21 protein-coding genes are annotated in these 19,905 nt (G+C 58.3%); 16 read left to right on the top strand and 5 right to left on the bottom strand.

Annotated features, from left to right (window positions below; translation table 11 throughout):
• The first annotated feature begins 63 nt into the window (after window positions 1-63).
• The 4 genes from phnE (SHIM_RS15800) (at window position 64) to SHIM_RS15785 (ending at window position 3,410) form a co-directional block, all read left to right on the top strand.
• The gene (gene phnE, locus SHIM_RS15800) at window positions 64-948 is read left to right on the top strand and encodes a phosphonate ABC transporter, permease protein PhnE (RefSeq protein WP_054003650.1); all 885 of its coding nucleotides are present in this window, start codon (window positions 64-66) and stop codon (window positions 946-948) included.
• Entirely contained in the window at window positions 945-2,270 is a 1,326-nt protein-coding gene (gene phnE / locus SHIM_RS15795) for a phosphonate ABC transporter, permease protein PhnE (RefSeq protein ID WP_054003649.1), read from the top strand. Before phnE (SHIM_RS15800) ends, phnE (SHIM_RS15795) begins: the two co-directional genes overlap by 4 nt.
• 106 nt (window positions 2,271-2,376) lie before the next feature.
• Window positions 2,377-2,994, top strand: a complete 618-nt coding sequence (locus SHIM_RS15790; RefSeq protein WP_054003648.1) for a chloramphenicol acetyltransferase — start codon at window positions 2,377-2,379, stop codon at window positions 2,992-2,994.
• Window positions 2,995-3,161: 167 nt separating this feature from the next.
• Window positions 3,162-3,410: a hypothetical protein gene (locus tag SHIM_RS15785; protein WP_152926574.1), complete on the top strand. Its 249-nt coding sequence runs from the start codon at window positions 3,162-3,164 to the stop codon at window positions 3,408-3,410.
• A gap of 87 nt (window positions 3,411-3,497) precedes the next feature.
• On the opposite strand, the gene SHIM_RS15780 is transcribed toward SHIM_RS15785, so the two are convergent.
• Both SHIM_RS15780 and phnF read right to left on the bottom strand, forming a co-directional pair.
• Window positions 3,498-4,679: an alpha-D-ribose 1-methylphosphonate 5-triphosphate diphosphatase gene (locus SHIM_RS15780; RefSeq protein ID WP_054003646.1), complete on the bottom strand. Its 1,182-nt coding sequence runs from the start codon at window positions 4,677-4,679 to the stop codon at window positions 3,498-3,500.
• A 78-nt stretch (window positions 4,680-4,757) separates the two neighbouring features.
• Window positions 4,758-5,471 carry a phosphonate metabolism transcriptional regulator PhnF gene (phnF, locus tag SHIM_RS15775; RefSeq protein WP_054003645.1) on the bottom strand — a complete coding sequence of 238 codons (714 nt, stop codon included), beginning with the start codon at window positions 5,469-5,471 and terminating at the stop codon, window positions 4,758-4,760.
• Window positions 5,472-5,584: 113 nt separating this feature from the next.
• On the opposite strand from phnF, the gene phnG reads away from it, so the two are divergent.
• The 7 genes from phnG to phnN all read left to right on the top strand — a co-directional run bounded on the left by phnG (window position 5,585) and on the right by phnN (window position 10,635).
• Window positions 5,585-6,028 (top strand): phosphonate C-P lyase system protein PhnG, encoded by a 444-nt coding sequence (gene phnG / locus SHIM_RS15770; RefSeq protein WP_054003644.1) that lies wholly within the window; start codon window positions 5,585-5,587, stop codon window positions 6,026-6,028.
• The gene (gene phnH / locus SHIM_RS15765; protein WP_054003643.1) at window positions 6,028-6,597 is read left to right on the top strand and encodes a phosphonate C-P lyase system protein PhnH; all 570 of its coding nucleotides are present in this window, start codon (window positions 6,028-6,030) and stop codon (window positions 6,595-6,597) included. Before phnG ends, phnH begins: the two co-directional genes overlap by 1 nt.
• Window positions 6,597-7,691: a carbon-phosphorus lyase complex subunit PhnI gene (locus SHIM_RS15760; protein WP_054003642.1), complete on the top strand. Its 1,095-nt coding sequence runs from the start codon at window positions 6,597-6,599 to the stop codon at window positions 7,689-7,691. Before phnH ends, SHIM_RS15760 begins: the two co-directional genes overlap by 1 nt.
• The gene (locus tag SHIM_RS15755) at window positions 7,688-8,557 is read left to right on the top strand and encodes an alpha-D-ribose 1-methylphosphonate 5-phosphate C-P-lyase PhnJ (protein WP_054003641.1); all 870 of its coding nucleotides are present in this window, start codon (window positions 7,688-7,690) and stop codon (window positions 8,555-8,557) included. The genes SHIM_RS15760 and SHIM_RS15755 overlap by 4 nt, the downstream gene beginning before the upstream one ends.
• A complete protein-coding gene (gene phnK / locus SHIM_RS15750; protein WP_054003640.1) occupies window positions 8,554-9,324 on the top strand; it encodes a phosphonate C-P lyase system protein PhnK in 771 nt (256 codons plus the stop codon). Before SHIM_RS15755 ends, phnK begins: the two co-directional genes overlap by 4 nt.
• Before the next feature lie 76 nt (window positions 9,325-9,400).
• Window positions 9,401-10,093: a phosphonate C-P lyase system protein PhnL gene (gene phnL / locus SHIM_RS15745; protein ID WP_054003639.1), complete on the top strand. Its 693-nt coding sequence runs from the start codon at window positions 9,401-9,403 to the stop codon at window positions 10,091-10,093.
• Entirely contained in the window at window positions 10,090-10,635 is a 546-nt protein-coding gene (phnN, locus tag SHIM_RS15740) for a phosphonate metabolism protein/1,5-bisphosphokinase (PRPP-forming) PhnN (RefSeq protein ID WP_342585520.1), read from the top strand. The genes phnL and phnN overlap by 4 nt, the downstream gene beginning before the upstream one ends.
• Here phnN and SHIM_RS15735 read toward each other — a convergent pair.
• The gene (locus SHIM_RS15735) at window positions 10,617-11,300 is read right to left on the bottom strand and encodes a DUF1045 domain-containing protein (RefSeq protein ID WP_054003664.1); all 684 of its coding nucleotides are present in this window, start codon (window positions 11,298-11,300) and stop codon (window positions 10,617-10,619) included. The two genes, phnN and SHIM_RS15735, sit on opposite strands and share 19 nt — an antisense overlap.
• Before the next feature lie 52 nt (window positions 11,301-11,352).
• Between SHIM_RS15735 and SHIM_RS15730 the strand changes: the two genes are divergently transcribed.
• A complete protein-coding gene (locus SHIM_RS15730; RefSeq protein WP_054003638.1) occupies window positions 11,353-12,498 on the top strand; it encodes an alpha-D-ribose 1-methylphosphonate 5-triphosphate diphosphatase in 1,146 nt (381 codons plus the stop codon).
• Here the strand turns inward: SHIM_RS15730 and SHIM_RS15725 are convergent.
• Entirely contained in the window at window positions 12,495-12,977 is a 483-nt protein-coding gene (locus SHIM_RS15725; protein ID WP_054003637.1) for a GNAT family N-acetyltransferase, read from the bottom strand. The two genes, SHIM_RS15730 and SHIM_RS15725, sit on opposite strands and share 4 nt — an antisense overlap.
• A gap of 329 nt (window positions 12,978-13,306) precedes the next feature.
• Between SHIM_RS15725 and SHIM_RS15720 the strand changes: the two genes are divergently transcribed.
• Window positions 13,307-14,125: a chromate resistance protein ChrB domain-containing protein gene (locus SHIM_RS15720; protein ID WP_054003636.1), complete on the top strand. Its 819-nt coding sequence runs from the start codon at window positions 13,307-13,309 to the stop codon at window positions 14,123-14,125.
• A gap of 3 nt (window positions 14,126-14,128) precedes the next feature.
• A complete protein-coding gene (gene chrA, locus SHIM_RS15715; protein ID WP_054003635.1) occupies window positions 14,129-15,421 on the top strand; it encodes a chromate efflux transporter in 1,293 nt (430 codons plus the stop codon).
• A gap of 88 nt (window positions 15,422-15,509) precedes the next feature.
• Here chrA and SHIM_RS15710 read toward each other — a convergent pair whose 3' ends face one another.
• A complete protein-coding gene (locus SHIM_RS15710) occupies window positions 15,510-17,108 on the bottom strand; it encodes a phosphoenolpyruvate carboxykinase (protein WP_054003634.1) in 1,599 nt (532 codons plus the stop codon).
• Window positions 17,109-17,482: 374 nt separating this feature from the next.
• Here SHIM_RS15710 and SHIM_RS15705 point away from each other — a divergent pair, with 374 nt between their 5' ends.
• Window positions 17,483-18,184 (top strand): response regulator transcription factor, encoded by a 702-nt coding sequence (locus tag SHIM_RS15705; protein ID WP_054003633.1) that lies wholly within the window; start codon window positions 17,483-17,485, stop codon window positions 18,182-18,184.
• Between the two features lie 33 nt (window positions 18,185-18,217).
• Window positions 18,218-19,903: a sensor histidine kinase gene (locus tag SHIM_RS15700; RefSeq protein WP_054003632.1), complete on the top strand. Its 1,686-nt coding sequence runs from the start codon at window positions 18,218-18,220 to the stop codon at window positions 19,901-19,903.
• Window positions 19,904-19,905: the final 2 nt, after the last annotated feature.

Raw genomic sequence — 19,905 nt, 5'->3', positions numbered from 1 at the left:
ACGCAAGATTTCTCAGGCCCCGCACCCTTCGCGGGGCCTGTTTTTTGACTTGAAAGGGCAGTCATGACTGAGCTGACGGGACGCGTCACCGATATTCGCGCCGATTACATGGCGCAGGTGCGGCGCAAGCGGATGATGGACGGCATCATCCTTGTGATTTTCATCGCGTTGATGGTGTCAGGGTTCATGATCGCAGACGACCGCAATGCAGGCGGTTTCTGGGACGGGCTGCACCGGTTTTTTGATTTCCCCAAAGAAGTCGTGAGCGAAGCGGTTGGCAAACTCGACGAGATGCCGGCGCATTTCGTGACGTTCTTCCCGTCGTTGATTGAAACGATCAACATCGCGGCGGCGTCGACCTTGCTGGGCGCAATGCTGGCGATGGTTCTGTCGCTGTTGTCGACACGTGGAATGGCCAAGTGGCCGCGCCTGATCCCTTTGTTTCGCCGGATCATGGACATTATGCGCGCAGTTCCGGAGATCGTGATTGCGCTGGTTCTGATCTTTGTCATGGGCGGCGGACCTGTGCCCGCGATGATCGCGATTGCGTTTCACACGGCTGGAGCGCTGGGCAAATTGTTTTCCGAAGTGAATGAGAACGCGTCGTTGAAACCCGTTGAAGGGCTGCAATCGGTTGGGGCCAGCTGGGCACAACGCATGTGGCTGGGCGTGATCCCGCAGGTGGCGCCGAATTATTTCAGCTATGCGCTGTTGCGGTTTGAGATCAACATCCGTGCGTCTGCGATTTTGGGTTTCGTGGGTGCCGGCGGCATTGGCTATGAGCTCAAGAACACTATGAGCTGGGGTAAAGGCCAGTATGACGAAGCTGCTGCGATTTTCCTTCTGTTGTTTGCCGCCATCGTGGCGGTCGATCAGCTGTCCTCTGTGGTGCGCGAGCGCCTGACACACGGCAAAACCACCGCACAAGCACAAAAGGTGTCGGCATGAGCATCGCAGCCAATGAAACCGATTTCCTGAAAGTTCAGGCCGATCAGCAATTTAGCCGCAAACGCCTGTTCAGCTTTGGTCTGCCGGTCGTGGTCTTGCTCTATCTGACTTTTATTTTCTTCAACTTCGACGTGCCGGGCCTGTTCAAGCGTTTTGAAGTCGACAATGCGCGGGCTTTGGTGGCTGACAGCTATAGCTACAAAACCCACATCACGCGTGACAACCGCACTGGTAATGTCACCGCCGCCATCGAAGGCGAGCGCAAAGGCTCTTATCCCGAAGGCACCGTCCCTGAATGGGTGACGCTGGGCGCGACCGACACGGTGATTGACCTAGGTGGCGGACATGAGATCGTCTTTGGGGCCGACAACTTTGTCAGCTACGACGTGCCGGGATACGGGATGATTACGGCACAGCCGAGCCGTGCGAGCGGTGTGCAAGCCAGCTTGCCAACCTCCGAAACGCCTGATTGGATCAATGCGTCCAAAAACCGGATGACGATCACCACCGACGCTGGCCGTTTGACGATCACCCGCAACCGCACCGAAGTCTTCCGGTATTTCGCGGGGTGGGAGCTCTTCTTCTTCACACTCGACAGCCCCTATTCCGGTCTCGGGTTTGGCGAGGTCATGTCTCGCGCGCTGGGCGGTGACTCTGCTGCGATTTGGCAGGACTTCTGGAACAACAAGATGTGGCGCCACAAAGACGTGGTCTGGGCCTTGTTTGAAACCATCCTGATGGCGTTTTTGGGCACGATGGGCGCGGCGATTGTCGCCTTGCCGCTGGCATTTCTGGCGGCCAAGAATTTCACGCCTTTCACCGCCGTGCGCCAAATCACCCGCCGGTTCTTTGACTTCTTCCGTGGCGTAGACGCGCTGATCTGGACCATCGTTCTGGCCCGTGCTTTTGGGCCCGGTCCTCTGACGGGCGCCTTGGCGATCCTGATCACGGACACGGGCAGCTTTGGTAAGATGTTCTCCGAGGCGCTGGAAAACGTCGACAAGAAACAGATCGAAGGCATCCAGTCTACCGGCGCAAAACCTCTGCAACGCTATCGCTTTGGCGTGATCCCGCAGGTGACACCGGTGCTGCTCAGCCAGATCCTGTATTATCTGGAAAGCAACACCCGCAGCGCGACCATCATTGGTGCGATCACCGGTGGCGGCATTGGCTTGATGCTGACCCAGGCGATGATCACCCAGAAAGACTGGGAAGAAGTCGCTTACTACATCGTTCTGATCGTCCTGATGGTAATGGCGATGGATTGGTTCTCCGGCTGGCTGCGCCGCAAATTGATCGCGGGCGACGAAAGCGGGCGCTGAGCGTTCTCTTAATGGAAAAGGCCTCGCGGAGACGCCCGGCCTTTTTTGTTCCCCAAATACCTCCGCCGGAGGCATTTCATCTCTTCTTCAATCGGAGACACAGACCATGGCCAAACTTTCGGCAGACGCCCCTTTGATCCATCCCGATTGTATTCTGCACGAGGTCACCTATGGCCGGTTTGTCGAAATTGGACAGGGCAGCCGGATCATCAATGCGCGGTTTGAAGACTACTCATACTGTGACCGCATGGCCGAGGTGGCCAATGCCGAGATCGGCAAGTTTGCCAACATCGCCGCCTTCAGCCGGATTGGCGCCACGGATCACCCGATGGAGAACGCTTCCCTTCATCATTTCCTCTATCGCTCTGCAGATTATTTTGACGACGCGGAGCACGATGTCGCGTTCTTTGAGCGCCGCGCTAGCCGCGTGGCGCTGATCGGGCACGACACGTGGATTGGGCACGGGGCGATGATCAAGCCAGAGGTCAGTTTGGGTCACGGCAGTATCGTGGCGGCAGGCGCGGTGGTCACAAAAGACGTGCCGCCTTACATGATTGTGGCGGGAACACCGGCGACGCCGTTGCGGCCAAGGTTTTCGCAAGCGGTCGCGGACCGGCTTCTGGCTTTGGCTTGGTGGGACTGGGACCACGCCGCGCTGCGGGCGGCGCTGACGGATTTCCGCAGCCTCAAAGCCGAGGCGTTTTTGGAAAAATATGAGCGGTGATAGCGTGGAATGGCGCGCGGGTTCTGCGTTAGGGTGTGATTGGCGTAGCGGGGAGAGTTTGGTTTGAGCCCAGAGCTACATGCCAACCTCAGTTCGATTCATTTGAATTCAAGCCTGTTGTATGCAAGCTCGCACAAATTAGATCTCTCTTGGATTGGAAAACGCGCGTGGCCACTTGGACATTTATAGTTGAATTCGGAGGCGGCACTTATTGTAGCCAGTTTCATGCCGAAAGGCTGCAAGATGCTGTTTTAGAATACAATAGAAGTGACCCGTCAGAGCAAGGGGCCATTCCGTTAGACGCAGATGCGGTGGAGTTGACGGGTTTGAAGAACATTTTTGGCACTAGCGGTTTAACCGAAAAAGATGAGCAACTCATCTTGGCAAGTATCGTGAAAACCGAAATCTCGAAGTAAGAAGTGCTGTGAGGAAGCATCGCTTTGTCCCGCAAAGCGGACGCGCCGAATGCCTGCCCCCAGCTAAAGGCCAACCCGCGAGGCGATCTACTCGGCGGCCATCTTCATATGCGTGGGCGAGGCAAAGAACCGCTGCGCCGCTATGCCGGTGAGGTGGCTGATGCGACCACCGGAGATTGTGCCTTCGATTGCGTGGGTCTTCTCGTTCACGATGGCAATGTCGGCGCGTTTTCCGTGATCCAATGTGCCGCGGTCATGCAGCCCCATGATGTCGGCTGGTGTGCGGGATATCATTGCCCAGGCTTGGGGCAGCGTGCACAGGCCGTCATCAACCAGACGAAAAGCCGCTTTGGCAAGGGCGGGGTAGTGATAGTCAGAGACCAACACGTCACACAGCCCTTCGGCGACCAGATTGGCGGCGCGAATGTTGCCCGCCTGCGATCCACCTCTGACGACATTCGGGGCGCCCATAATCACACAATCCCCAACAGCTTTGGCCACTGCGGCCGCGCCACGTGCCGTGGGAAATTCGCAAATCCGTGCGCCGATCAGGGAAAACCGCTCGCGCGTGTCGGCATCGGGGTCATCATGGCTGCCGTAGCGAATTCCGAGCGTGTCAAACGCATCCGCAAGCGTACAAAGATAGCGCGGCACGCGGGTTTCCTGTTCGATGGCGCCGTTGACGATGGCCATGTGTTGCGCGGCGGTGCGCCCGCTTTTCTTGGCCCAAAGCATAATCTCGTCGGGCTTTTCACGGGCCAGCTGGCGTGCTTCGTCGAGGTGATTGTTGAAGACAACATAGTCGATGGCATGGCGGCGAACGGCCGCCAAAAGCCGGTCTGTTGTGTCGACGGTATGGGTTTCGCAGCGCACTTGAATGCGCAGATCGCTGACCGCGTGGGGGCGGTAATGGTCCAGTGCATCAAACAGGTCTTCGGCAAAATCAGGGCCGCGATGGCCGCCTTCCCAGCTCCAGCTTTGGGCGAGCCACGCCGTGGTCACACCATTGGCCGCCATGTCGCGGTCGGTGGCGCGCAGACCCATTTCCAGCGGAAACGGCGCGGAGGGGCGCGGGGCGATGTGGCGCTCAAATGCGTCGCCGTGCATGTCGATAATGCCGGGCAGAAGCAAGTAACCGGACAGGTCAACTTCCGGCAACGGGCCTTTTGAGATGCGTCCTTTGTCAACCACCAGAGAGCGGCTTTGCAGGGTGCCATCGCGCAAGATTTTGGCGCCTGTGAGGCGCAGAGACAGTGTTGATCTGGACATGGTTATGCTCAATCTCGGTTTTTCGTAACTTTACATGTCCTATGTGTCGCCTGCGTGACGGGCGGTGGGGGTTTGGCCTTATTCAGAAAGGGTCAATGTCACACGGTCCCCGGCAAACCACGTGGTGCCAAATTCGATTGGACGCTGGTCAGTGTCGACGTTCACTCCGACGGAGCGCAGAATTGGGTCGCCTTCTGAAATGCGCAGGTGCAATGCCTGAGTGGCGGACGCGGGACGCGCGGCCAAACGGGTCTTGGCGCGGGTGTAGTCGGCGATGCCATGTTCCTTGAGTGCCGCGGTGACCGAGCGCAGGCGATCAAGTTGGGCGGTGAGGTCCGGAAAGCGGTCGGCGGGAAAGACGGAGCGGAAGACGGCAATGGGTTGACCATCCGCAAGCGACAGACCGTCGTAAACGTGAACTTGTGCGCCCTCAGGAAGGCCGAGGGCGTCGGCTTCTGTCGCGTCCGCGAGGCGTGTTTCAAGATGCAGTATTTCTTTGCCCGGCAGACGCCCGGCCTGTTCCAGATTGCGGTGGTAGCGGACGCGTTTGCCAATCGCATAATCTGTGGGAACCTGAGCCACAAAGACGCCCGCGCCGCGGCGCGCGTGGACCAACCCATTGTCAGACATGGATTTTAGAGCGTGGCGAACCGTATGGCGGTTGACCCCGAAGCGTGCGGAAAGCTCGGCCTCGGTGGGCAGTTTGTCGCCCGGTCCATAACGGCCTTCGGCAATGTCTTCGGTCAGAGCGACGGCAATGGATTGCCAGATGGGTGTGCGTTTGGCTGTCATCGGAGGTCTTTTGTCATGAAAAGTTCACGGGTCTTGGGATTGCGCGACTCGCGTCGTGCGGCTAGGATTTGTCTAGTTGTATATGAAAATAGACAAATCAGCAAGGTGTCTAGATGACCGCAGAAAATAACAGACGCTCATGGATGTCGGTGTTGGCCAAGGCGCCAGCGGGACGGCTTTTGGCGCTTTGGCATGAGTTGGGCGCAGAGCCTGATTTTCACTGGCTGCGCGCGCCGGAGATTGGCGCGACGATGGTACGAGGCCGCCTCGGTGGCACCGGTGCTCCGTTCAATTTAGGGGAAATGACGCTGACACGATGTGCGTTGCAGCTGGAGAGTGGCGCGGTTGGACATGGGTATGTGCAGGGGCGCGACAAGGACAAAGCGCGGGTCGCTGCGTTGGTGGATGCGTTGATGCAGACCGAACAGGCCGAAGCTGTGCGCGCGACGATCCTGACGCCTTTGCAGGCAGAAATGACGGCCGCCAAGGACACGCGTGCCGCTAAGGCTGCGGCGACGAAGGTGGATTTCTTCACCATGGTGCGGGGGGAAGACTGATGGATGCAGATGTCCTAAAGGGCGGTTTTGCAGATGCGCCGATTGAGGCAGCACATGCCTTTCGCGCGGCGATGACTGCGATTGCGCGCCCCGGCAAGATCGAAACCCTAAAAGGCGCGGTGCCGCCTGCGCCGATGTCGGTGGCGGCGGGAACCTTGGTTCTGACGTTGTGCGACCCTGACACGCCCGTCTTTCTTGTGGGCGAATGGGATTGCCAGCCGGTGCGCGACTGGATCGCGTTTCATGTGGGTGCCCCGATTGTTGGCGCCGCTGAGGCGATGTTTGCGATTGGCGATTGGGCGGGTTTGGCGCCGCACACGCAGTTTGCAATTGGCACGCCGGAATACCCGGATCGCTCGGCCACTTTGATTGTCGAGTGCGACGCTTTGAAAGCAGACGGCGCGGTGCTGCGGGGCCCCGGCATCAAAGACACGGCGTCGATGGGATTGCCTGAAGTAGACGCGTTTCAGATGAATGCGATGCTGTTTCCCTTGGGCTTGGACTTTTTCTTCACCAGCGGGGACCAAGTGTCCGCGTTGCCACGTACAACGAAAGTGGAGGCGGCCTGATGTATGTTGCAGTTAAAGGCGGCGAGCGTGCGATTGACAATGCGCACGCGTGGTTGGCCGAAGAACGGCGCGGTGATCTGGATGTGGCTGAGCTGTCGATTGCGCAAATCCGCGAACAGCTGTCACTGGCTGTGAACCGTGTAATGGCAGAAGGGTCGCTGTATGACCCCGATCTGGCGGCGCTGGCGATCAAGCAATCCCGCGGCGACATGATCGAGGCGATTTTCCTGATCCGCGCCTATCGCACCACATTGCCCCGGTTTGGTGCCACAGCCCCTGTGGACACCGAGGCGATGGCTTGTGACCGACGGATTTCGGCGACCTTTAAGGATGCGCCCGGCGGGCAGGTCTTGGGGCCAACGTTTGATTACACACACCGTTTGCTGGATTTTGCTTTGGCCGCCGAGGGGGACATTCCTGAAGCGCCCCAAAGTGAGCCGCGCACGGAGGTCACACCGCATATCACCGAGTTCCTCAATCAAGAGGGTTTGATCCAGACCGAGGTGTCATCGGATGACGTTCCGGGGGATTTGACGCGCGAACCGTTGGAATTGCCAAGTTCGCGTCCTTTGCGTCTGCAGGCTTTGACGCGGGGCGATGAGGGATTTGTTCTGTCGATGGCCTATTCGACGCAGCGTGGGTATGGCCGCAACCATGCCTTTGTCGGCGAGTTGCGGATTGGCAAAGTGGCTGTGGAAATGGACATCCCTGAATTGGGTTTCGCGATCGAAGTTGGCGAAATCGAGCTGACCGAATGTGAGACGGTGAACCAGTTTCAGGGCTCAAAGACCGAGCCGCCGCAGTTCACGCGCGGTTATGGGCTGGTGTTTGGACAATCTGAGCGTAAGTCGATTTCGATGGCTTTGGTGGACCGTGCGTTGCGCTGGCAGGAGTTGGGCGAGGACAACATGGGCGCGCCCGCGCAGGACGAAGAGTTCGTGCTGTATCACTCCGACAACATTCAGGCGACGGGCTTTTTGGAGCACATCAAGCTGCCGCATTATGTCGATTTCCAATCTGAGCTGGAGCTGATCCGCAAGCTGCGCCGTGAGGCGATGGAAAACATCAATCCCGTGCAGGAGGCGGCGGAATGAGCGACTATAACTTTGCCTATCTGGACGAGCAGACCAAACGCATGATCCGGCGCGCGATCCTAAAGGGGCTTGCCATTCCCGGATATCAGGTGCCGTTCGCCAGCCGCGAAATGCCAATGCCTTATGGCTGGGGCACGGGCGGTGTGCAGGTGTCTGCCGCGACTTTGACGCCGGATGATACGTTCAAGGTGATCGATCAGGGGGCAGATGACACCACCAACGCTGTGTCGATCCGCAAGTTTTTCGAGAAGACCGCAGGCGTGGCCACAACCGAAGAAGCCAGCGCGGCGAGTGTTATTCAGACCCGACACCGCATCCCAGAGGACGAACTGCGCGAAGATCAGATCCTTGTCTATCAGGTGCCAATCCCCGAGCCTTTGCGGTTTCTGGAGCCGTCTGAGGTGGAAACCCGCAAGATGCACAGCCTTGAGGAATACGGCCTGATGCATGTGAAACTCTATGAGGACATCGCCAAACATGGCGCAATTGCCACGTCTTACGCCTATCCGGTGAAAGTCGAGGGGCGCTATGTGATGGACCCGAGCCCGATCCCGAAGTTTGACAATCCCAAGATGGAAATGGCGGGCATTCAATTGTTCGGCGCTGGGCGCGAACAGCGGATTTACGCGCTGCCGCCGTATTGTCAGGTGGTCAGCCTCGACTTTGAAGATTTTCCGTTTGAGGCCAGCAAAGCCGATCACGCCTGTGACATGTGCGGCGCGACCGACAGTTATCTGGATGAAGTCATTATGGATGACGCAGGCAACCGGATGTTTGTGTGTTCGGACACAGATTATTGCGCCAGCCGCCGCAAGGCGGGGCATGTGGGTGCGCAAGGCACGCCTTTTGAGGAGACAGCAGCATGACGCCGCTTCTGAAGGTTGAGAACATCAGCAAGTTCTATGGCAACCGTATCGGGTGTGAGAACGTGAATTTTGACCTCTATTCAGGAGAGGTTATGGGCATTGTTGGGGAAAGCGGTTCGGGCAAATCTACGCTCCTCAACTGCCTCGCCGGTTTTCTAACTCCGGAGACCGGCGAGGTGCGATTTGAAATGCGCGATGGCGAGATGCGCGACACAGTCACGATGAGTGAGCCGGAGCGTCGTATGCTGAGCCGCACCGATTGGGCCTTTGTGCACCAACATGCGCGGGACGGGTTGCGGATGAACGTGTCGGCGGGCGGCAACGTTGGCGAGCGGCTGATGGCGGTGGGTGCGCGGCATTACGGCAATATCCGTGCTGAGGCCGTCGATTGGCTGGGCCGGGTGGAAATCAGCGAAGAGCGTGTGGACGATCGCCCGACACAGTTTTCCGGCGGGATGCAGCAGCGTTTGCAGATTGCGCGCAACCTGGTGACCGGGCCGCGATTGGTGTTCATGGACGAACCCACGGGCGGGCTGGATGTGTCGGTGCAGGCGCGCTTGCTGGATTTGTTGCGCGGATTGGTGCGCGAGATGGGGCTGAGCGCCATTATCGTGACGCATGATCTGGCGGTGGTGCGGCTGTTGGCGGACCGGCTGATGGTGATGAAGGATGGTCATGTGGTGGAAACCGGTCTGACCGATCAGGTGCTGGATGACCCGCAACATGCGTACACGCAGTTGTTGGTGAGTTCGGTTCTGCAAGTTTGAAAACGGGGAGGGGGGCTGTCTGCCCCCCGTCGCACGCGACTCCCCCCGAGGATATTTTGGGCAAAAGGAAGCTCTGATGATCGAGATCAGGAACCTCAGCAAGACATTCACCCTGCACAATCAGGGTGGCGCAGTCATTCCGGTGATGCACGGCGCAGAGTTGGTGGTGGCGCCCGGTGAGTGCGTGGCGTTGACCGGCGCGTCGGGTGCTGGCAAGTCGACGTTGATGCGGATGATATACGGCAACTATCTCGCTGCGGGCGGGTCGATTGTGGTGGACGGCGTGGACGTCGTGCAGTCGGAACCACGCGAGATTTTGGCGTTGCGGCGTGACGTGCTGGGCTATGTGAGCCAGTTTCTGCGCGTGGTGCCGCGTGTGCCAACCGTGGATGTGGTGGCGGAGCCGTTGTTGGCGGTGGGGGCCGAAAGTGAAGCAGCGCGGGCCAAAGCGCGAGAGCTGTTGGCGCGGTTGAATATTCCCGAAAGGCTGTGGTCGTTGTCGCCAACATCCTTTTCAGGCGGCGAGCAGCAGCGCGTGAACATCGCGCGCGGGTTTGCGCACGACTATCCGGCGATGTTGCTGGATGAGCCGACTGCGAGTTTGGATGCAACCAACCGCGAGACGGTACTGAACCTCATAGAAGAGGCAAAGGCGCGGGGAGCTGCCATCGTTGGCATTTTTCACGATGAGGCAGCGCGGGCGCGGGTTTGCGATCATGAGATTGACGTGTCGATCTATACTCCAGGTTTGACGGCGGGGGCTGCATGATGACGGTGCGCGTGATCGGTGTTGTCGGGCCATCCGGCGTCGGCAAGGATACCGTGATGGAAGCCTTGTCAGCGGCGGACGCACGGGTGCGGCTGGTTCGGCGGGTGATCACACGGGCGGCCGGCGCGGGCGGTGAAAACTCGGTTGGTGCGACCGAGGCGGAGTTTGATGCATTGGTCGCGCAAGACGCTTTTGCGCTGTGGTGGGCCGCGCATGGGCTGCATTATGGCGTGCCGCGTGACGGGCTGGCGGTTGAGGACGCGGACGCGGTTGTGTTGGTGAACTTGTCGCGCAGCATTCTCGACAAGGCGCGCACGGCATTTGACAATTTTGCGGTACTCTCTTTAACAGCCGACATTCCAACTTTGGCGGCGCGGTTGGCGGCGCGGGGACGCGAGAGCGCAAAAGAGATTGAAGGCCGTTTGGAGCGGGCTGCCAGTGAACAACCGCAGGGCGCGGATGTGATTGAAATTTCCAATGACGGCGCGCTTGAGGAGACCGTTGCGCGGGCTTTGGCCGCGCTTCAGCCGGTGAGGGTATGACGTTGGATTTCGTGAAACATTCCTGCGTCGTCCTCGCCCACGAGGGTGAGACTGTTGACCACAAACGGGTTTGGCAAAATCGGGGTCACGTGCGGCGTCAGCGCTGCAATCGTGGCCTCGGCGTTTTTGCCAACGCGACCGGACAGGGTGATGTGGAAGCGGAACTCGTCCATCACATAGGGATAACCCCATTGCGTCAGAAGCGCATCTTGGCGGGCGGAAAGGCTGGATTTGCGGCGGCGTTCCAACTCGGCTTTGGTTGGCGGGGCACGAAAGTTGTCAAGGTCGCGGACCACCGTACCTGCGAGATCCGCAAGCGCCGTCTGATCGCCATCAATTTTCAGTGCGATGAAGCTGCCGAGACGCGCAAGCACCAAGCCATCAAGCGTGATCGGTGCGAGGCGGGTGCAGAGCGTTGCGAAAGTTTGTGCCAGGTCATCGATCTGCGTGCCGTCCGCCAGAAAGAACGGCGGTTTGATCGTTCCGTGCAGGCCGTACTTGCGCGGCGTCGCGGTGATCTCAGTGACCGGCAGAGGCAGTCCGTCCACATCGGGATGCGCCACGTCCGCGCCGGTGGTCACGTCCCAACCCAACCAAGCCGCACCAAAATCAGCCAATGCGCCGGGGCACGGTGTGTAGTAAATGCCGTATCTTCGGAACTGCATGATGACTCTTTCAACCTTTTGACAGCGAATGCCAAGAATGCGTGACACCCACATGACACAAGAGATGATCCTTGCAAATGCCACCCTTGTTTTGCCCAACGAGACCGTAACCGGGTCTATCGTTGTGCGCGACGGAGTGATCGTTGAGATGGACCAAGGGGCCGCCGTGCCGAGAGGCGCGCAGGACTGCGAGGGGGACTATGTCGCTCCGGGTCTGGTCGAGTTGCACACCGACAACCTTGAGCGCCACATGCGACCGCGTCCCAAAGTGGATTGGCCGCATCAGGCGGCGATTGTGGCGCATGACGCCGAACTGGCGAGTGTTGGCATCACGACGGTGTTTGATGCGCTGCGCGTCGGGTCGATCTTGAGCGATCCAAGCAAGAAATACGGCAAGTACGCGCGTTCGGTTGCGAGCGAAATCCTGTCGATGCGCGACAGCGGCGGGTTGCGGATCAGTCATCACATTCACCTGCGTGCCGAAACCTGTTCGGAGACATTGGTGGAGGAGTTGGAAGAGTTCGGCGCCGAAGATCGTATCGGCATTGTGAGTTTGATGGATCACACGCCGGGCCAGCGCCAGTTCACGGACCTGTCGAAGTTTGAGGCCTATATTCGCGGCAAGTACGCGATGGATGCGGATGGGTTTGACGACTACATGGCGTTTCTTGTCGGGCTGCATGACGCGTTCGGACACAAACACGAACGCGCAACTGTTGCTGCTGCCGAGCGGTTTGGCGCCGTTTTGGCAAGCCACGACGACACGACGGCCGCTCAGGTGGCCACATCGGCGGGCTATGGCATTCGCTTGGCGGAGTTCCCAACCACGGTTGAGGCCGCAAAGGCGAACCACCACCACGGTATTGCCAATATCATGGGCGGGCCAAACCTTGTGCGCGGCGGTTCCCATTCGGGCAACGTCGCGGCGATGGAGTTGGCGGAGAAAGGCCTGTTGGACATTTTGTCCTCAGATTATGTGCCGTCGTCTTTGTTGTTCGGCGCTGTCATGCTTGGCAATCAATGGGGTGACATGGCCAAGGGGCTGCGCACGGTTACGGCCGCGCCTGCGGAATACACCAATTTGACGGATCGCGGGCGCTTGGAGGTGGGACTGCAAGCTGACCTGATCCGATTTAGATTGACCGAAGGTGTCCCTGCGTTGCGGGCCGTGTGGCACAAAGGGGTGCGGGCGGCTTAAAGTTGGTCAAAGGCGGCGGCGTAGGACACCGCGAAAGGCGTCTTTAGCGCACCGGGTGTCAGCTCGAGCGCCATGAAGTAGGGCCCGGCAAAGACGTTGGTGAAGCCTTTGGCGGTGTCCACCGCGTAACCAAAACGTGTATAGTAGTCCGGGTTGCCCAAAACAAAGCTGGCTTGCCAGCCGTCCATTTGCGCTTGGGAGAGGCCGCGGCGGATGAGCTGCGCGCCGATGCCTTGTTTCTGGTGATCGGGGGCGACGGAGACTGGCGCGAGGCCCAAGGCGCGGATCGGTGCGGCCATGGGCGAGAACATCACATGGCCGATGATGTGACCGGCATCTTCTGCCACGAGCGAAATCGCTGCATCACCGTTTTCGCGCAACAGGTCGACAAGTCGGGCTTCGTCCGGCTGGCCAAAGGCTGCGTCGGTCAGGTCGCGGATGGCCGTTATGTCACCGGGCGTTTCAGGGCGAATATGCATAAAACGAGATTAGGCGCTGTGGCATTTGAAGTCTATTGTCACGGACAGGGTTAAGGCCCGTTTGGCGGTGCGAGATCGCCCTAAAAAGAGCAGGTAGCAACCGGATTTGGTGCGGAGTCAGACACGCACAGAAGAAGACGTTAGGCCGCTTGCAGAAAACGCTCACATTGCGCCGTCTCTGCGTCTACTTTGCAAGGTGGCGGAGGTCTGCTCGGGAGGTTGACGGTTGCGAAACCCGCGTTTACAAAAATGGTTCAGGGGTCTGCAAGAACCTCGTGAGGCGCCAGCCCAAACTTGCATCCTTCCAACCTGTTCAAGGAGGATGCTTTATGGCGTCATACAATGAAATCCCCGTTTCGACATTGGCCCGCTTGGTGGGCACACCAGATTGCCCCGTGCTTTTAGATGTGCGCATCGATGCAGATTTCGAAGCGGACCCGCACCTGATCCCCGGCGCGGTCCGTCATCCCTTTCTAGACGTTCTTGACCTTGCCGACGCACTCGTGGGCCGTTCTGTTGTCATCTATTGTCAGAAGGGCCTGAAGATCAGCCAGGGTGCTGCAGCGTTGTTGCGATCAGCCGGTGTGAAGGCGGAAGTCCTTGAAGGCGGCCAGTTCGCATGGAGGGATGCCGGACATCCGATGGTTCTTGCTGAAAAGCTCCCACCGCTTGATGCCAGCGGGCGCACGGTCTGGGTCACGCGACACAGGCCAAAGATCGACCGGATCGCCTGTCCCTGGCTTATTCGCCGGTTTATCGATCCAAACGCCCAAATACTTTTCGTCGCAGCCTCGCAAGTCTCCAATGTGGCGGAACGTTTTAATGCGACGCCGTTCGACATCGAAGACGTGTTCTGGAGCCATCGCGGCGAAAAATGCACATTCGATACAATGGTTGAAGAATTTGGCATTACACATAAAGCGTTAGAGCGATTGGCCTTAATCGTTCGCGGAGCCGACACCAACAGGCATGATCTGGCCCCTGAAACAGCAGGGCTTCTTGCCGCCTCATTGGGCCTGTCGCGAATGTATCGCGACGACCTAGAACAACTCGAAGTTGGCATGGTTCTTTATGATGCATTCTATCGATGGGCGCGCGATGCGACGGCCGAAGGACACGACTGGCCTGCCGCGTCGGCGAGGGGATAGATCATGAGTTTATCCAATGACGTGCGGGTGGATGAAACCCCGACGCTTGGGGAAGCGACACAGGTTTGGTGGAAGATCGGTATTCTGTCGTTCGGAGGTCCGGCGGCCCAGATCGCGCTTATGCATAAGGAGATCGTCGAGGACCGCAGTTGGCTTTCTGAGCAGCAATTCCTGAATGCGTTGAGCTTTTGTATGCTCTTGCCCGGCCCGGAGGCGATGCAATTGGCAACCTATGCCGGGTGGCGGTTGCATGGCACGCGAGGGGGTCTGATCGCGGGGCTGTTGTTTGTATTGCCCGGTGCTGTTGTGATCATGATGCTGGCGGCGATTTACAGCATCTATGGGAACGTGCCCCTCGTAGAGGCTTTGTTTTATGGCATCAAGGCAGCCGTTCTGGTGATCGTGGTCGAGGCGCTGATGCGGGTCGCGAAAAAGGCGCTTTCGCAGCGCGTACACTGGATCATTGCCGGGATGACGTTTGTCGGGTTGTTCTTTCTGTCCATTCCATACCCGCTGATCGTGCTTATTGCGGGGGTGTTTGGCTGGTTCATGGGAACTCCGGATGCGGATGGGCAGACCATTGGCACCGCGCATGTGTCGGTCCGCAAGACCAGTGGCACAATTGTCCTGTGGCTGGCGATCTGGCTTTTGCCGCTGATCGCGCTCGCGAGTTCGGGCGCGCCGGAACTTCTGGTCGAAGTCGGCACGTTCTTCTCGACACTTGCCGTTGTGACCTTTGGCGGTGCCTACGCGGTCCTCGCCTATATGGCGCAGGATGTTGTGGGGCACTTCGGCTGGTTGACAGCGGGGGAGGTTGTCGATGCGCTCGGCTTGGCCGAAACAACGCCCGGGCCGCTTATTCTGGTCACGCAATTCGTCGGGTTTCTTGCAGGGTTCAAAGAGGGCGGGCTTCTTCTTGGGCTGAGCGCTGCTGTGGTGGCTCTATGGGTCACCTTCGCGCCGTGCTTTCTCTGGATTTTTGCCGGTGCCCCTTACATCGAATGGATATCAAGCCAACCGAGGCTGCGAGGAGCCCTCAAGGCGATCACAGCCGCAGTCGTTGGTGTCATCCTAAATCTCTCGATCTGGTTCGCGATGCATGTGTTGTTCGCTGACGTCAGTCAGCAGAAGCTTGGGCCCATCACGCTTTGGAGGCCGGACATTGAAACCGTCGAATGGCTCACTGTAGCCCTGTTCCTTATTAGCGGGTTTTTGGCCTTTCGGTTGCACTGGGGTATCATCAGGGTTCTATTCGTCGCGGCGCTTCTTGGCGCTGGTTTGCGACTGTTGATCTGACGCCGGATATACTTGGTGCTTGGCGGACGGACCCAACGAAAAAGCCCCAGCTTTCGCCGGGGCTTTTTGAATTCGTCTGTCGTCAAGCTTAGCCGATTGCAGCCGCTTTCACGTCTGCGTCGATGTAGGGCAGGTATTGCTCGAAGTTGTCGGCAAACATGCCTACCAGCTTGGCGGCTTGGGCGTCGTAGGCGTCTTTGTCACCCCATGTGCTGCGGGGATCGAGCAGGCTGTCATCAACGCCAGGCACAGAAACAGGCACTTCGAAGCCGAAGTTGGCGTCTTTGCGGAACTCAACGTGGTTCAGCGAGCCGTCGAGCGCTGCGGTCAGCAAAGCGCGGGTGGCTTTGATCGGCATACGCGAGCCTGTGCCATATGCGCCACCGGTCCAGCCAGTGTTGACCAGCCAGCAGGTGGTGCCGTGCTCGGCAATCTTTTGGCGCAGCAGGGCACCGTAAGCTTCTGGACGACGGGGCATGAAGGGCGCGCCAAAGCAGGTTGAGAAGGCGGGCGACGGTTCGGTCACGCCACGCTCGGTGCCAGCCATTTTGGCGGTGAAGCCCGACAGGAAGTGATATTCAGCCTGCGCGGGTGTCAGGCGGGCCACCGGAGGCAGTACACCGAATGCATCGCAGGTCAGCATGATCACGTTCTTGGGGTGGCCGCCAAGGCCGTTGTCTGACGCGTTCGGGATCGACTCCAGCGGATAGGCGCAGCGCATGTTCTCGGTCAGGCTGCTGTCTTCAAAGTCGAGCTCCTTGGTGTCTTCATCATAGACCATGTTCTCGATCACGGTGCCGAACATCTGCGTGGTGGCGTAGATTTCAGGCTCGGCCTCAGGATTGAGGCCGATGGTCTTGGCGTAGCAGCCGCCTTCGAAGTTAAACGTGCCGCGATCAGACCAGCCGTGCTCGTCATCGCCGATCAACGTGCGGTTGGGATCTGCGGACAGGGTGGTCTTGCCAGTGCCGGACAGGCCGAAGAACACGGCGCTGTCGACTGGGTTGCCTTTGGCATGGTTGGCGGAACAGTGCATCGGCATGATGCCTTTTTCCGGCAAGATATAGTTCAGAAGGCCAAAGACGGATTTCTTGTTTTCGCCCGCGTATTCGGTGTTGCCAATCAGGATCATCTTTTTGTCGATGTTCACGGCAATCACTGTCTCGGAGCGGCAGCCGTGCCGTTCGGGATCAGCCTGGAACGTCGGGCAGTTGATGATCGTGTAGTCCGCGACAAATGTGTCCAACGCGTCGCGGTCGGGGCGACGCAGCAGGTGGCGGATGAAGAGGTTGTGCCATGCCAATTCGTTCACCACACGCACGTTGATTGCATGGGTCGGGTCGGCGCCGGCTGTCAGATCCTGCACAAAGTATTCGCCACCCTTCATGTGCTCGAGCATGTCGGCGTGCAGGCGATCAAACGCCTCTGGTTCCATTGGGGCGTTGTTGTCCCACCAGATGGTGTCTTCGGTGGTGGGGGTGCGGACGGTGAATTTGTCCTTGGGCGAACGGCCGGTGAATTCACCGGTGCTGACAAGGAATGTGCCGCCATTGCCCAGAGTGCCCTCGCCACGCTTGAGCGCGTTCTCGATCAGGGCAGGCTCCATAAAGTTGTAATAGACATTTCCCAGACCTTCGATCCCTTGATCTTGTAGGCGGAAGTTCGGGTTTACCCGTCCAAATGTCATTTTTTACACTCCTGTAGCCGCATGCGAGTTGGCGGCGGTCCTTTTAAGGCCTCGGAACGAAATAATCTTGCGCGTTCAATCGTTCCGAAGCGTGACATGGCGGTCTTAACATGTGGTTTCCAAGGATGAACAGGAGGCTTTGACGCAGTTAGCGCAATCAAGTGCAGGTTAGCGCAATCAAATGTTCCTATTGGCGCACGGCTGCCAATTTGCGCAACAAAAGTGAGACAAATTAGCCATTCGGAAGTGAATTTGAGGCCAAATGAGGGCGAAATAAGACGCGAATCGCACTTTTACATTGATTGCCGGAGTCCCTAATGCGCATACTGGCGCAAAAAACAGGCAATAAAACGAGCAACATAAGGATCTGACAGATGTCGAAGATCGCCTTGGTGGACGACGACAGGAATATCCTGACGTCCGTATCTATGACCCTTGAGGCAGAGGGATTTGAAGTAGAAACCTATAATGACGGCCAGCAAGCGCTGGACGCTTTTAACAAAAAACTTCCGGACATGGCTGTTCTGGATATTAAAATGCCGCGCATGGATGGCATGGATCTGTTGCAGCGTTTGCGACAGAAGACCGCGATGCCGGTGATTTTCCTGACGTCCAAAGATGATGAGATTGATGAAGTTCTCGGCCTGCGCATGGGCGCGGACGATTACGTCAAAAAGCCGTTCTCGCAGCGCCTTTTGGTCGAACGCATCCGCGCGCTTTTGCGCCGTCAGGAAGCGATGGACGGTGAGATCGTTGGCGATACCGAAGACACAAAGATCATGGAACGCGGTGAGCTGACCATGGATCCGCTGCGCCATTCGGTAAGCTGGAAGGGCCAGGACGTCACCCTGACTGTGACCGAATTCCTGCTGTTGCAGGCTTTGGCACAGCGTCCCGGTTTTGTGAAAAGCCGTGATCAGCTGATGGACGTGGCCTATGACGATCAGGTCTACGTCGATGACCGCACAATTGACAGCCATATCAAGCGTTTGCGCAAAAAAATGCGGACTGCCGATTCTGACTTCTCAGCAATTGAGACGCTCTATGGCATCGGTTATAGGTACAACGAAGAGTAACGACGCAAGGCCGGAAGGACCGACGTGCAGGACATGGCCCAAGGGCGGGATGGAGACGTTGTATTGGGCGATGACTGGGTCGCGCCCGAAGCCAATGTTGAAAGGGAGATGCGTGGACGGCGGGAACGCCGCCGGCTTTTGCCGCTGAGCAAATCCCCGCTAACGCGCAAGATTATCACGTTCAACCTGATCGCTTTGTGCGTTTTGGTGGCGGGTATCTTGTATCTCAATAGTGCGCGCGACAGTTTTGCGGTGCAACGTGCCGCGGGGCTGATTGCCGAGGGACGGTTGATTGCGGGCGCCTTTGAGGCGCAGATGCCGTCTGGTGCACCGGTCAATTTGGCAACCGATGACGGCGTCAAAGTTGGCGGCACGCTGGAAAAGCTTCCCTTGCAACAGGGCACGAGCGTTTTTGTTTTTGATACATCCAAAAACGCCGTGGGCATGAAGGTCGGAGAGGCCACATCAAGCGCGGCCCAGGCCTTGGCGGAACGCCCAGAAGGCACACCGCTTACGTCGACATTGAACAAACTGTGGGAAACCATCGGCGGAGAAGGTGGAGGCGGGCTGGGTGAAGACGCCGAAAGTGAAGCGCGTCTTAGCCAAATTGCGGAATTGGCGCTGGCCGAGGGTGAGCATCTGGCGACGCTGGAGGCCGATGATGGCGACACCGTGTTCGCAGTGGGCGTGGCCATACAGCAAGCCGGGCGCAACGTTGGCGCGGTGGTGCTGGTAAGTGCGGCCGGCGAGTTGGACCAAATGGTCAGTTCCGAGCGTGAGCGCGTTTTGCAGATGTTCCTGATTGCCACTGTGGTGTCGGTTGGCCTGTCGATGGTATTGGCGTCTACAATTTCCAATCCATTGTCCGATCTGGCCGCTGCCGCCGAAATTGGCCGCGACAACGACACACGCAAGGTCAACCCGGGCCGCGTGCGGATCCCTGATTTGACAGCCCGCCCTGATGAGATCGGCCGTTTGTCCGGTGCATTACGCGGCATGGTGTCGGCCTTGTATGAGCGGATCGACAGTAACGAGCAATTTGCGGCTGACGTGGCGCATGAAATCAAGAACCCGTTGGCCTCGTTGCGGTCGGCAGTTGGGTCGCTTCGGATGGTCAAGAAAGAAGAGCATCGCGAAAAATTACTCGATGTGATCGAGCACGATGTGCGTCGCCTGGACCGTCTTGTAAGTGACATTTCCAACGCGTCCCGTTTGGACAGCGAACTGGTCAAGGAAGAAGAGGAGCAGTTCAATCTGCTCGAGATGATTGGAAATTTGGCGCAGTATCTGGGCGAAGACGCCAAGGGCAAAGGCATCGATTTCGTCAGCGACCTGCCTGAAGTGCCAATTGAAATCAATGGGCTTGAGGCGCGGCTGGCGCAGGTCTTTGTCAACCTGATCACCAATGCAATCAGCTTTTGCGAAGATGGTGACGCCATTCGTGTCTGGGCGCGCAAGCGCGAGAACCGCGTGCTGGTGGTGGTCGAAGACACCGGTCCCGGCATTCCGGAGCAGGCGCTTAACAAGATCTTCAATCGCTTTTACTCGCACCGACCTGAATCCGACTTTGGCAACAACTCCGGTCTTGGGCTGGCGATTTCCAAACAAATTGTCGAAGCGCACGGCGGTGTGATCTGGGCCGAAAATATCCGTCCCACGGATGCCGACATTACCTCTGAACCTTTGGGCGCCCGTTTCGTGGTCGGCCTTCCGGTGTAAGC

This window comes from Shimia sp. SK013 (assembly GCF_001292625.1).
Lineage (GTDB): Bacteria > Pseudomonadota > Alphaproteobacteria > Rhodobacterales > Rhodobacteraceae > Shimia.
Note: the sequence above shows the minus strand (reverse complement) of the source record. Positions and strands in the feature narration are given on the sequence as shown.